The organism is Streptomyces sp. NPDC102467, from assembly GCF_044765445.1.
Lineage (GTDB): Bacteria > Actinomycetota > Actinomycetes > Streptomycetales > Streptomycetaceae > Streptomyces.
This window is the reverse complement of record NZ_JBIWKA010000004.1, coordinates 265,087-278,286: the sequence shown is the minus strand read 5'-3', so window position 1 is coordinate 278,286 and position 13,200 is coordinate 265,087. Positions and strand designations below refer to the sequence as shown.

General features: G+C 68.2%; 12 protein-coding genes. 9 read left to right on the top strand and 3 right to left on the bottom strand.

The window, feature by feature from the left end:
• Positions 1-237: 237 nt before the first annotated feature.
• Positions 238-1,845 (top strand): ABC transporter substrate-binding protein, encoded by a 1,608-nt coding sequence (locus ACIREE_RS09895; RefSeq protein WP_404148856.1) that lies wholly within the window; start codon positions 238-240, stop codon positions 1,843-1,845.
• A gap of 80 nt (positions 1,846-1,925) precedes the next feature.
• On the opposite strand, the gene ACIREE_RS09890 is transcribed toward ACIREE_RS09895, so the two are convergent.
• Together ACIREE_RS09890 and ACIREE_RS09885 are read right to left on the bottom strand one after the other, a co-directional pair.
• Positions 1,926-2,597 carry a response regulator gene (locus ACIREE_RS09890; protein ID WP_404148853.1) on the bottom strand — a complete coding sequence of 224 codons (672 nt, stop codon included), beginning with the start codon at positions 2,595-2,597 and terminating at the stop codon, positions 1,926-1,928.
• 38 nt (positions 2,598-2,635) lie between these two features.
• A complete protein-coding gene (locus tag ACIREE_RS09885; RefSeq protein ID WP_404148851.1) occupies positions 2,636-3,610 on the bottom strand; it encodes a RecB family exonuclease in 975 nt (324 codons plus the stop codon).
• Positions 3,611-3,785: 175 nt separating this feature from the next.
• Between ACIREE_RS09885 and ACIREE_RS09880 the strand changes: the two genes are divergently transcribed.
• From ACIREE_RS09880 to ACIREE_RS09870, 3 genes are all read left to right on the top strand, one after another.
• Positions 3,786-5,423 carry a site-2 protease family protein gene (locus ACIREE_RS09880; RefSeq protein ID WP_404148848.1) on the top strand — a complete coding sequence of 546 codons (1,638 nt, stop codon included), beginning with the start codon at positions 3,786-3,788 and terminating at the stop codon, positions 5,421-5,423.
• Between the two features lie 56 nt (positions 5,424-5,479).
• The gene (locus ACIREE_RS09875) at positions 5,480-6,385 is read left to right on the top strand and encodes a tRNA (adenine-N1)-methyltransferase (protein WP_404148845.1); all 906 of its coding nucleotides are present in this window, start codon (positions 5,480-5,482) and stop codon (positions 6,383-6,385) included.
• Between the two features lie 234 nt (positions 6,386-6,619).
• On the top strand, positions 6,620-7,195 hold the full coding sequence (locus ACIREE_RS09870) for a hypothetical protein (RefSeq protein ID WP_404148843.1): 576 nt from the start codon (positions 6,620-6,622) through the stop codon (positions 7,193-7,195).
• A gap of 87 nt (positions 7,196-7,282) precedes the next feature.
• Here the strand turns inward: ACIREE_RS09870 and ACIREE_RS09865 are convergent, their stop codons facing one another.
• Positions 7,283-7,597 (bottom strand): ferredoxin, encoded by a 315-nt coding sequence (locus tag ACIREE_RS09865; protein WP_404148840.1) that lies wholly within the window; start codon positions 7,595-7,597, stop codon positions 7,283-7,285.
• A gap of 264 nt (positions 7,598-7,861) precedes the next feature.
• Between ACIREE_RS09865 and arc the strand changes: the two genes are divergently transcribed.
• The 5 genes from arc to prcB all read left to right on the top strand — a co-directional run bounded on the left by arc (position 7,862) and on the right by prcB (position 13,172).
• Positions 7,862-9,628, top strand: a complete 1,767-nt coding sequence (gene arc / locus ACIREE_RS09860) for a proteasome ATPase (protein ID WP_404148837.1) — start codon at positions 7,862-7,864, stop codon at positions 9,626-9,628.
• Positions 9,629-9,884: 256 nt separating this feature from the next.
• On the top strand, positions 9,885-11,396 hold the full coding sequence (gene dop, locus ACIREE_RS09855) for a depupylase/deamidase Dop (RefSeq protein ID WP_404148834.1): 1,512 nt from the start codon (positions 9,885-9,887) through the stop codon (positions 11,394-11,396).
• Positions 11,397-11,557: 161 nt separating this feature from the next.
• Complete coding sequence (locus tag ACIREE_RS09850) at positions 11,558-11,776, top strand: ubiquitin-like protein Pup (RefSeq protein ID WP_404148832.1); 219 nt, start codon at positions 11,558-11,560, stop codon at positions 11,774-11,776.
• Positions 11,777-11,781: 5 nt separating this feature from the next.
• Positions 11,782-12,375 carry an endonuclease VII domain-containing protein gene (locus ACIREE_RS09845; RefSeq protein WP_404148830.1) on the top strand — a complete coding sequence of 198 codons (594 nt, stop codon included), beginning with the start codon at positions 11,782-11,784 and terminating at the stop codon, positions 12,373-12,375.
• Positions 12,327-13,172, top strand: coding sequence for a proteasome subunit beta (gene prcB, locus ACIREE_RS09840; protein ID WP_404148827.1), 846 nt, complete (start codon positions 12,327-12,329; stop codon positions 13,170-13,172). The genes ACIREE_RS09845 and prcB overlap by 49 nt, the downstream gene beginning before the upstream one ends.
• The last annotated feature ends 28 nt before the right edge of the window (positions 13,173-13,200 follow it).

The following is a 13,200-nucleotide window of genomic DNA, read 5'->3' as shown; positions in this document are numbered from 1 at the left end:
GGCGTGACCTTGTGTCCCGATTGGTCGCCCCCTGTGCCTAACCTTCCTCCTGAGGTGTTTTCGGTGCGTCCACGCCTGATTCCGCTGCGTGATGGGCGACCGGCTCCAGCGCCCGCGGGCCACGACGGCGAGCCCATTAATGTCGTCGCGAGAACATCGCCTTAACCCACCCGTTGGCCCGCGCGCATCACCCCTTGCCCAGGTCCACGGGATCGACAGCTCTGGAGAACTTCGAGCATGAACCGCAAGACTTTGGTGCTGCCGGCCGTCATCGGTCTGCTTGCCCCCGTGCTCGTCGCGTGCGGCGGGTCCGACAGTGGGAGCGAGAGCGGCGACGGGATCGCCGTGGGCACCACCGACCGGTTCGTGGCGTCGAAGTCCACCCCCGCCCCGTTCGACCCGGCCGACGCCTACGACGTCGGCTCCTGGAACGTGCTGCGCCAGACCGTGCAGACGCTGATGGCGATGCCCCGCAGCGGCAGCGGCGACCCGGTGCCCGACGCCGCCGAGAGCTGCATCTTCACCGACAGCGGCAGCGAGCGGTACGTCTGCAAGCTCCGCAAGGACCTGAAGTTCGCCAACGGCGATCCGATCACCGCCGCCGACGTGAAGTTCTCCATCGACCGCGTCCTCAAGATCAAGAGCGCCAGCATGGTGTACGGCCTGCTCTCCACGATCGACACCGTCGAGACGCAGGGCGACGACCAGGTGATCTTCCACCTGAACACACCGGACGCGACCTTCCCGTACAAGCTGGCCACGCCCGTCGCCGGCATCGTCAGCCCCGACGACTACTCGAAGAACGCGCTGCGCAAGGGCTTCGAGATCGACGGATCCGGCCCGTACACGATGAAGGCCGAGGTCAAGGACAACACCCTCGTCAAGGCCGTCTTCACCAAGAACCCGAACTACAAGGGTCAGTTGAAGCCGAAGAACAACGAGGTGTCCCTGGTCTCCTTCGACGGGGCGGACGCCATGGGCAAGGCGCTGGAGAAGGGCGACGTCGACGTGATGACGCGCGCCATGTCCCCGGAGCAGATCAACACGTATTCGACCAACCCCCCCAAGAACATCAACCTGGTCGAGACGCCGGGCATGGAGATCCGCTACATCGGCTTCGACACCGCCGCGGGTAACACCAAGGACAAGGCCGTCCGCCAGGCCATGGCCCAGATCGTGGACCGCGGCGAGCTGATCTCGAAGGTGTACGGCACCACCGCCGACCCCTTGTACTCGATGGTGCCCGCGGGTGTCACCGGTCACCAGAACTCGTTCTTCAACAAGTACGGCGACCCGGACAAGTCGAAGGCCGCGGCGGCGCTGAACCGGGCGAACATCACCACGCCGGTCAAGCTCACCCTGCACTACACGACCGACCACTACGGCTCGGCCACGAAGAAGGAGTTCGAGGTCCTGCGGAAGCAGCTGAACGCGAGCGGCCTCTTCGACGTCACCATCAAGGGCGACGTCTGGGACACCTTCCGCGCCGATGAGCTCAAGGGCAAGTACGACGTCTACGGCATGGGCTGGTTCCCCGACTTCCCCGACGCCGACAGCTTCCTCGCGCCGTTCCTCGACAAGGACAACACCATCGCGTCCCCCTACGCGAACGGCACCATCCGCAACGACCTGATCCCGGCCGAGCGCCGCGAGGCCGACCGGCTCACCGCGTCCAAGAGCCTCCAGCAGATCCAGAACATCGTTGCCGAGGACGTGCCCGTCCTGCCGCTCTGGCAGGGCAAGCAGTACGTCGCCGCGCGCGACGACATCACGGGCGTGGAGCGGGCGCTGTCCTCCTCCTCGGTCCTCCAGCTGTGGGAACTGGGCCGCGGCATCAGCGGCTGATCCCTCCACGGCACACACGAAGGCGGCGGTCACCCGGAGGTGACCGCCGCCTTCGCCGTACGTCGTCGGTGCCCGCGTGACTACTGGGCGCCCGGCCGGACGAGGCCGCTCTCGTACGCGTACACGGCGGCCTGCACCCGGTCGCGCAGCCCCAACTTCGTGAGCACATGGCCGACATGGGTCTTCACGGTCGTCTCGCTCACGAACAGATCGGCGGCGATCTCCGCGTTCGACAAGCCGCGGGCCACCAGCTTGAGCACCTCCACCTCACGCTCCGTCAGCGTGTGCAGCGTGTCCGGCACCGGCTCGTCACCCGACGGCAGATGGTCCGCGTACTTGTCGAGCAGGCGGCGCGTGATGCTCGGCGCGAGCATCGCCTCGCCGCCGGCGACCACGCGGATCGCCTGTACCAGCTCGTTCGCCGGGGCGTCCTTGAGGAGGAAGCCGCTGGCCCCCGCCCGCAGCGCCTCCACGACGTACTCGTCGAGATCGAAGGTCGTCAGGACGAGCACCTTCGCCGGACCGTCCCGCTCGGGACCGGTGATCTGCCGGGTCGCCTCGACACCGTCCATCCGCGGCATCCGGATGTCCATGAGCACCACATCGGGCTGCAGCGCCCGGACTTGATCGAGAGCCTGCAGGCCGTCTCCGGCCTCACCGACGACCGCGATGTCCTGCTCGGCCTCCAAAATCATGCGGAAGCCGGTACGCAGCAGCGGCTGGTCATCGACCAGTAGGACGCGGATGGCCACGAAACACTCCTTCGATAGTCCGGGCCCATTCTGCCCTGCTAGGGCCTGCCGGACTCGGCCACCCTGACCTCGAGCGGCTGCGCCACCTCCGGAGCGGCCCCGGGGCTCCCGGCCGGAGCGTCCGCGGACAAGCGCACCGGCAGCGGATAGGGCGGGGGAGTCCCCCCGAATTCAGGACAGACCGCCCGGTGATCGCACCAGCCGCACAGCTTCGTCCGGCGCGGCCGCCACTCGCCGGTCTCGGTGGCCTGCCGGATCGCGTCCCACAGCGCGTGCAACTTGCGCTCCATGCGCTCCAGGTCGGCGATCACCGGGTCGTAGGTCAGCACATCCCCACTCCCCAGATAGACGAGCTGCAGCCGCCGCGGTACGACCTCCTTCAGCCGCCACACCACCAGCGCGTAGAACTTCATCTGGAACAGCGCGCCCTCGGCGTACTCGGGCCGGGGCGCCTTGCCCGTCTTGTAGTCGACGATCCGCACCTCGCCGGTGGGCGCCACGTCGACCCGGTCGATGATGCCGCGCAGCTTGAGGCCGGACTCCAGCTGGGCCTCGACGAAGAGCTCCCGCTCGGCAGGCTCCAGGCGGGTCGGATCCTCCAGCGTGAACCACCGCTCGACGAGCCGCTCCGCATCGCCGAGCCACCGCGTCATCCGCTCGCCCTCGGCATCGTCGGCGAACAGCTCGCCCAGCTCAGGCCTGGACTCCCGCAGCCGGTCCCACTGGCCCGGGATCAGCGACTTGGCCTGCGGCGCGGTCCGCTCCCCGGCCGGCGCGTCGAAAAGTCTCTCCAGTACGGCATGGACCAGCGTGCCCCGCGTCGCCGCCTCGCTCGGCTTCTCCGGCAGCTTGTCGATCACCCGAAACCGGTACAGCAACGGGCACTGCATGAAATCGCTCGCGCGCGAAGGCGAGAGCGACGCCGGGGCGACGGCGGCGACGGCCTTGGCCGGGCCGCTCTCGGGCCCGGGCTCCGGGCCGCTCTCCGCGCCCGTCTCGGTACTGGTCTCCATGACCCACGACGATACGGCCCGCCACTGACAGTCAGGCACCTGCGCGTCCACGGCGTCTTGCGTAGCGTGGCCCGGGGGAGTCGACGGGGGCCACCGGACACCGTCCGCATACCATCGACGCCAGAACGTCCCGCCCCGGCGGGAAACGCTCGAACGAGGGGACCGAGGGATCACCGTGGACGAGAGCGGGCAGCCGCAGTCCGGCACCGGCGAGGCGACGCCGCCCACGCGGGACACCGGAGGGCGTCTCGCACAGGCCCGGCCCGACTCCGCCGCGCCATCCGCCCCGGAGAACTCCGCTCCGGTCGACGCGGACGCGCCCCGGCCGCAGGAGCCCCCGGCCGACGCGGCCCCCGATGACCCCGGCGCGGGCCAGGACCCCGCCGCCGCGCCCGCTCCGGCGGACCCGGCCCCGCAAGACCCGGCCTCGAAGGACCCGGCCTCGACGGACTCGGCCTCGAAGGACCCGGCCTCGAAGGACCCGGCCTCGAAGGACCCGGCCTCGACGGACCCGGCCTCGACGGACCCGGCCTCGACGGACCCGGTTCCGCAGACCGAGACCCCGCAGGACGAGAACCCGGCGCACCCCTACGACAGTCACCCCGACCGCGCCGCCGCCACCTCCGGCAAGCGCACACGCAAGGGACCTGCCAAGCGCCCCGAGCCCCGGGGCGGCATCCTCATGGGACGCCCCTTCGGCGTACCGGTCTACGTCGCGCCCAGCTGGTTCCTCGTCGCCGCGCTCATCACCTGGGTGTTCGGCGGCCAGCTCGACCGCGTCCTGCCCGAACTCGGCGCCGCCCGCTACCTGGTCTCCCTCTTCTTCGCGGTCGCCTTCTACGCCTCCGTGCTCGTCCACGAACTCGCCCACGTCGTCGCCGCCCTGCGCTTCAAGCTCCCGGTCCGCCGGATCATGCTGCAGTTCTTCGGCGGAGTCTCCGAGATCGAGAAGGAGTCGGAGACCCCAGGCCGCGAATTCGTCCTCGCCTTCGTCGGGCCCCTGCTCTCCCTCGTCCTCTCCGGCGTCTTCTACCTCGGCATGATGGCGGTCGAGCCCGGCACCGTCCCGGGCGTACTGCTGGCCGGACTGATGGTGTCCAACCTCATCGTCGCCGCGTTCAACCTGCTGCCCGGCCTGCCCCTCGACGGCGGCCGCATGCTCCGCGCCGTCGTCTGGAAGATCACCGGCAAGCCCATGAGCGGCACCGTCGCCGCCGCCTGGGTCGGCCGCGCCCTCGCCGTCACCGTCCTCATCGGCCTGCCCCTGCTCACCCAGTCCGGCGCCCTCGGCCAGAGCGCCGAGGACGTCAGCGGCATGGACACCGTCACCGACGCCCTGCTCGCCGCCATCCTCGCCGCGATCATCTGGACCGGCGCCGGCAACAGCCTGCGCATGGCCCGGCTCCGCGAACACCTCCCGGAGCTGCGCGCCCGCACCCTCACCCGCCGCGCCGTCCCCGTGGAAGCGGCGACCCCGCTCTCCGAAGCACTGCGCCGCGCCAACGAGTCAGGGGCCCGCGCCCTCGTCGTCGTCGACGTCGACGGCGAACCCCGCTCCCTGGTCCGCGAGGCCGCCATCGTCGGCATCCCCGAACACCGCCGCCCCTGGGTCGCCGTCAGCGGCCTCGCCCAGGACCTCACCGACGGCATGCGCGTCTCCGCCGAACTGGCCGGCGAGGACCTCCTCGACACCCTCCGCGCGGCCCCCGCGACCGAATACCTGGTCGTGGAGAACAACGGCGCGATCTACGGCGTCCTCTCCGCGGCAGACGTCGAACGCGCCTTCGTCAAGGCGATGGCCCGCCCCACGTAGAACATCCCGAAAGCCGCGTGGTCGGCGGCCACCGCGAGGCCCGGTAGGCTGGTCACATGTCCGAACCGACCGGTGCCGCCCGCCGACGCGGGCCCTTCAAGGTCGGGGACCAGGTACAGCTGACCGACCCCAAGGGCCGCCACTACACGTTCACGCTCGAGGCCGGGAAGAACTTCCACACCCACAAGGGTTCCTTCCCGCACGACGAGCTGATCGGCGCTCCCGAGGGCAGCGTTGTCCGCACCACCGGAAACGTCGCCTACCTCGCGCTGCGCCCCCTGCTCCCCGACTACGTCCTGTCCATGCCCCGCGGCGCCGCCGTGGTCTACCCCAAGGACGCGGGGCAGATCCTGGCCTTCGCCGACATCTTCCCCGGCGCGCGCGTCGTCGAAGCGGGCGTGGGCTCCGGCTCGCTCAGCAGCTTCCTGCTGCGCGCCATCGGCGACGAGGGCATGCTGCACTCGTACGAGCGCCGAGAGGACTTCGCCGAGATCGCCAAGGGCAACGTCGAGCGCTACTTCGGCGGCCCGCACCCGGCCTGGCAGCTGACCGTCGGCGACCTCCAGGACAACCTGACCGACGGTGACGTCGACCGCGTCATCCTCGACATGCTGGCCCCCTGGGAGTGCCTGGACGTCGTCAAGAAGGCGCTCGTCCCCGGCGGCATCCTCTGCTGCTACGTCGCCACGACCACGCAGCTCGCCCGCACCGTCGAGTCCATCCGTGAGATCGGCTGCTTCAACGAGCCCACCTCGTGGGAGTCGATGATCCGCAACTGGCACGTGGAGGGCCTCGCTGTCCGCCCCGACCACCGGATGATCGGCCACACCGGCTTCCTGCTGACCGCCCGCCGCCTCGCGGACGGCGTCGAGCCGCCCATGCGCCGCCGCCGCCCCGCCAAGGGCGCGTACGGCGACGACTACGACGGCCCCAACGCCGACGGCGGCAACCGCGGCCGCTGAGCCACCGGTCGGCCAGTCGTCAGGGATGTACAACCTCAGAACGCACCGGCGCCGCCGCCGAGTTCCCCACCGCATACGGGAACTCGGCGGCGGCGTCCGTTCGTTGACACAGCGGCAGCACCACAACCAGGAGCCACGGCGGAAAACCCCTGACCCCGGCGTTCCCCCGCACTGTGACGTATGGCACGATGCTCGCCATCCCCACCGGCACAGCCCTCACGGGAGACACTCCTAGTGCAGCAACCCGCCGTCCCGGAACTGGCGCACACCACCACCCGACCCATCCACTGGCTGGCCACCGCGGCAGCGCTCGCCGCCGTCGTCGCGGCCTCCGGCTTCCTTCAGCCGGGCGCCGCCACCGCCGCCCAGGCCGACTCCAAGACGCCCACCGTCACCTCCAGGGCCGTCGCCCCGCCCGATCCGGCCGGGGTCCACTTCCCGCTCAACTGCGGCCCGGTCAAGGTCGTCGTACAGAAGAAGGCCTCCGGCGACCTCGACGGCGACGGCAGACCCGAGACGGTCGCCGTCGTCCGCTGCGACGCCGGCTCCGGTACCCCGCCCAACGGGGTCTATGTCCTCACCCAGCCCCCCGGCGCCAAGCCCCGGATCGTCGCCACACTCGTCGACCCGAAGGACCGCTTCTCCGTCAGCGCCTTCCGCGTCCATGACGGAGCCGTCACCGCAACCCTCGACGGCTACTCGTCCGACGCGGTCCCGCGCTACCGCCCGGACGTCCACGACCAAGCCAAGTGGCAGTGGCAGGGAGGGCGGTTCGTCCGCTCCACCCCGGCCAGGGCCAGTAGCGTCTGACCGCTCGCAGGTACGGCCAGGGGCCCCGCACACCGACATTCCGGTGTGCGGGGCCCCTGGCCGTACCTGCAAGCGGTCACCGCGGCGTCACGCCGCGTCGGGACCGTACACCTCGACGCTGTCCGAAACGCGTCGTACATGGATGCAGTCACCCGGGCACTCTTTTGCGGACGCCACGACATCCGTGAGAAGCGGAAGCGGTACGGGTGTTGAGGCACCCACGTCCTGCAGCAGCTCGTCGTCCGCGCTCTTCACATATGCGAGACCGTCGATGTCCAGCTCGAAGACCTCCGGCGCGTACTGGGCACAGATCCCGTCCCCGGTGCACAGGTCCTGGTCGATCCACACCTCCAGCGGAACACTGCTGTCGGTGCCGGATCCGGCCTCTTGCTGCACGGTCATGTCTCCTGCCGTTTCCTGCGTCGTGGCCCCGGAAATCCGACTTCACAGGAGCAAGTCGGGCCAGGCCTGACGGGTGTTGAACAGTTCGACCCTACAACCGTCCGCTTTCCGATGTTGTTGGGTGGGTATTCACCTGACGTGAGGGAGAGCGCAAGGGTGAAGATCGGACACACCCCGACCGTCTTTGTGATCTAGGGGTTTCAATCAACACCCACCCAGGTAGGGTCTGGAAGCGTCCAGCTCCCCTTGGAGGAGGTGAGGACCGTGGCAGCCCACGACGACGACATCAACCGCGGCATCCGCCCGGGACGAGGGTCCGACGACCCCGCCGGGCAGATTGCCTATCTCGAGCAGGAAATCGCCGTCCTGCGGCGCAAGCTCGCCGACTCTCCGCGTCATACGAGGATTCTCGAAGAGCGGATCGTCGAGCTGCAGACCAACTTGGCCGGCGTGTCCGCTCAGAACGAACGGCTCGCCAACACACTCCGCGAGGCCCGCGACCAGATCGTGGCCCTCAAGGAAGAAGTCGACCGGCTCGCACAGCCGCCGGCCGGCTTCGGAGTCTTCCTCACCGCGAACGAGGACGGTACCGCCGACATCTTCACCGGCGGCCGCAAACTCCGTGTGAACGTGAGCCCGAGCGTCGAGCTCGACGAGCTCAGGCGCGGCCAGGAAGTAATGCTCAACGAAGCGCTCAACGTGGTCGAGGCCATGGAGTACGAGAGCGTCGGCGACATCGTCACCCTCAAGGAGATCCTCGAGGACGGCGAGCGAGCCCTCGTCACCGGGCACACCGACGAGGAACGGGTGGTACGGCTCGCCGAGCCGCTGCTCGACGTCGTCATCCGCCCCGGCGACGCGCTGCTTCTCGAATCCAGGTCCGGCTACGTCTACGAAGTCGTACCGAAGAGCGAGGTGGAAGAGCTCGTCCTCGAAGAGGTCCCGGACATCGGCTACGAGCAGATCGGCGGCCTGGGCAACCAGATCGAGCTGATCCGCGACGCGGTCGAGCTGCCGTACCTCTACCCGGACCTCTACCGGGAGCACGAACTGCGACCGCCCAAGGGCGTGCTGCTGTACGGGCCTCCCGGATGCGGTAAGACCCTGATCGCCAAGGCAGTCGCCAACTCCCTTGCCAAGAAGGTCGCCGAGGTGACCGGACAGGGCCAGGGCAAGAGCTTCTTCCTCAACATCAAGGGCCCTGAGCTTCTCAACAAGTACGTCGGTGAGACCGAGCGGCAGATCCGCCTCGTCTTCCAGCGTGCCCGCGAGAAGGCCAGCGAGGGCACTCCCGTCATCGTCTTCTTCGACGAGATGGAATCCCTCTTCCGCACCCGCGGATCCGGCGTCAGCTCGGACGTGGAGAACACCATCGTCCCGCAGCTGCTCGCCGAGATCGACGGTGTCGAAGGCCTGCAGAACGTGGTGGTGATCGGTGCCTCGAACCGTGAGGACATGATCGACCCGGCCATCCTGCGGCCCGGACGACTCGACGTGAAGATCAAGATCGAGCGCCCGGACGCCGAAGCGGCCAAGGACATCTTCGGGAAGTACCTCACCCAGCGCCTTCCGCTGCACTCCGACGACCTCGGCGAGCACGGCAGCGACCGGGGAGCCACGGTCCAGAACATGATTCAGACCGCCGTGGAGCACATGTACGCGGAATCCGAGGAGAACCGCTTCCTCGAAGTCACGTACGCCAACGGCGACAAGGAAGTCCTGTACTTCAAGGACTTCAACTCCGGCGCAATGATCGAGAACATCGTCGGCCGCGCAAAGAAGATGGCCATCAAGGCCTTCCTCGAGCAGAAGCAGAAGGGCCTCAGGGTCTCTCATCTCCTGCAGGCCTGCATCGACGAGTTCAAGGAGAACGAGGACCTGCCCAACACCACGAACCCGGACGACTGGGCCAGGATCTCCGGAAAGAAGGGCGAGCGGATCGTCTACATCCGTACCCTTGTCACCGGAAAGCAGGGCGCGGACACCGGGCGTTCCATCGACACGGTGGCGAACACCGGGCAGTACCTGTAAAAGACAGGGTGGCTGCGGGTGCCCGGACCGGGTATCCGCAGCCCATTGTTTTTCCAGGCAACTATCAAGCGGCCCCCGCTCGACGTCGGAGCGAAGCAATGACGCAAATGATCTCCCCACCAGCGCGGAGGCGTTCTAGGCTCTTCAATGCCGCCGAGTCGCGCCGTGCGGGGACGGGCACCGCACACGCACCGGAGAACCAGCGGTACTTGAGCGCCGCCCCCGACCGAGGGCGGCGCCGGGCAAGGAGGGCCGCATGACCGTACGGCGAGTAATGGGCATCGAGACGGAGTACGGAATCTCCGTCCCCGGCCACCCCAATGCCAATGCCATGCTCACCTCGTCCCAGATCGTCAACGCGTATGCCGCGGCGATGCACCGGGCCCGCCGCGCCCGCTGGGACTTCGAGGAGGAGAACCCGCTGCGCGACGCCCGGGGCTTCGACCTCGCGCGCGATTCCGCCGACTCCAGCCAGCTCACCGACGAGGACATCGGCCTGGCCAACGTCATCCTCACCAACGGGGCGCGCCTCTACGTCGACCACGCGCATCCGGAATACAGCTCCCCGGAGATCACCAACCCGCGCGACGCCGTCCTGTGGGACAAGGCGGGCGAGCGCATCATGGCGGAGGCGGCCGACCGCGCGGCCCAGTTGCCGGGCGCCCAGCCGATCCACCTCTACAAGAACAACACCGACAACAAGGGCGCCTCCTACGGGACGCACGAGAACTATCTGATGAAGCGGGAGACCCCCTTCTCGGACATCGTGCGCCACCTGACACCGTTCTTCGTCTCCCGTCAGGTCGTCACCGGCGCGGGCCGTGTCGGCCTCGGTCAGGACGGGCACGAGCACGGCTTCCAGCTCAGCCAGCGCGCGGACTACTTCGAGGTCGAGGTCGGCCTGGAGACCACGCTCAAACGCCCGATCATCAACACCCGCGACGAGCCGCACTCGGACGCGGAGAAGTACCGCCGGCTGCACGTGATCATCGGCGACGCGAACCTCTCCGAGATCTCGACGTATCTGAAGCTGGGTACGACGGCCCTGGTCCTCTCCATGATCGAGGACGGCTTCATCGCGGTCGACCTGGCCGTGGACCAGCCGGTCCGCACCCTCCACCAGGTCTCGCACGACCCCTCGCTCACGCATCTGATCACCCTCCGTAGCGGCCGCACGCTCACCGCGGTCCAGCTGCAGATGGAGTACTACGAGCTCGCAAGGAAGTACGTCGAGGAGCGCTTCGGTGCCGACGCGGACGACCAGACCAAGGATGTCCTGACGCGCTGGGAGGACGTCCTGGGCCGCCTGGAGAGCGATCCCATGAGTCTCTCCGGCGAGCTCGACTGGGTCGCCAAGCGCGAGCTCATGGAGGGCTACCGGCGCCGTGACAACCTCGACTGGGACGCGGCGCGGCTGCACCTGGTCGACCTCCAGTACGCCGACGTACGGGCCGAGAAGGGCCTCTACAACCGCCTCGCGGCCCGCGGCAAGATGAAGCGCCTGCTGACCGAGGCCGAGGTCGAGAGGGCCCGTACGGCGCCGCCCGAGGACACCCGGGCGTACTTCCGCGGGCGCTGCCTCGAGCAGTACGCGGACGACGTCGCCGCGGCCTCCTGGGACTCGGTGATCTTCGACCTGCCCGGCCGCGACTCACTGCAACGGGTCCCAACCCTCGAACCCCTTCGCGGAACGCGAAACCACGTGAAAGAGCTGCTCGACCGGTGTCGGACGGCCGAGGATCTGGTGCGCGTGCTGTCCGGCGGCTGATCCGCGGCTGAAAGCCTGGCGGCAGGGGAATCACAGAGATGGGTCCCGCACGTTCCACAAACTGCGGGGCCGATGTCGGGCCCGACTTGTAGGGTTCTGATCACGAACAGCCTGTACGACACGTACGACGTGTATGTCGAACCGAGCGGGGTGAGCTGGATATGGCGACCAAGGACACCGGCGGCGGACAGCAGAAGGCGACGCGCAACACCGAGGAGGTCGAGGAGCAGGTAGAGGACGCTCAGTCGACCGAGGACCTCAAGGAGCGCCAGGAGAAGCTGAGCGACGATGTCGACTCGGTTCTGGACGAGATCGACGACGTCCTAGAGGAGAACGCAGAGGACTTCGTTCGGTCATTTGTCCAGAAAGGCGGAGAATAGCCTTAATGTCCGATTCGGCCGTGCCGAAGAAGTGCTCGCGGTGCCAGGTGCTGAAATCGCGGGACGCCTTCGCTGGTAACAAGGCGGCCCGCGACGGCCTCCAGGCATATTGCCGAGAGTGCTGGGCGCAATACCACCAAGAGCGACAGGTTGCGCGGGGCGAGAACGTCAGGCCCCGTGTGGCGGCGCCAGAGGGGCACAAGTACTGCCGCACATGTGGCGAGATCAAGCCGCACAGTGAGTGGACGAAGAACAAAACCGCCTCGGACGGTCTCGCCGCGCTCTGCAAAACATGCAAGGCGGACAAGGGGCGTGCTCATCATCTCAAGCGCAACTACGGCATGACCGAAGCCCAGCGCGACGAGATGATCACCTCCCAGATGGGGATCTGCGTGATCTGCCTGAAGGCTCCCGCAGTTCATGTGGATCACTGCCGCGAGACGGGTAGGGTCCGTGGCGTACTGTGCTTCAACTGCAATTCGGCCATCGGCAAGTTGGGGGACGACCCCGACACCACTCGTCGGGCCGCCGCATACCTGGAAGGAAACGCGTGGAAGCCAACCCTCGTAGCACCGGGCGTCTACCGGCTGCCTTCCTGACGCCCGGGTCGTCGTCCTTCATGGACTTCCTGTCCGAGCACCAGCCCGAAATCCTGCCGGGCAACCGGCAGTTGCCGCCGACGCAGGGTGTCATCGAGGCCCCGCACGGCACGACCATCGTCTCCGTGACGTTCCCCGGAGGCGTCGTACTCGCCGGCGACCGGCGGGCCACGATGGGGAACGTGATCGCGCAGCGCGACATCGAGAAGGTCTTCCCGGCGGACGAGTACTCGGCCGTCGGCATCGCCGGCACCGCCGGTCTGGCCGTCGAGATGGTGAAGCTCTTCCAGTTGGAGCTGGAGCACTTCGAGAAGGTCGAGGGCGCCCAGCTGTCGCTGGAGGGCAAGGCGAACCGGCTCTCCACGATGATCCGGTCGAACCTCGCGATGGCCATGCAGGGGCTGGCCGTCGTGCCGTTGTTCGCGGGGTACGACGTCGACCGCGAGAAAGGGCGCATCTTCTCGTACGACGTCACGGGCGGGCGGAGCGAGGAGCACGGCTACGCCGCCACGGGTTCGGGTTCGGTCTTCGCGCGCGGAGCGATGAAGAAGCTCTACCGCGAGGACCTGACGGAGGAGCAGGCGACGACGCTGGTCATTCAGGCGTTGTACGACGCGGCGGACGACGATTCGGCGACGGGTGGTCCCGACATGGCGCGGCGGATCTTCCCGATCGTCACGGTGATCTCGCAGGACGGGTTCCGTCGGCTGACGGACGACGAGTCGTCGGAGATCGCTCGCGCGATCCTCGAGCGGCGTCTGGAGCAGCCGGACGGTCCGCGAGCCGCTCTGCTGTGAGCCGTCCGTTCGCTCTTCTTTCCCCACT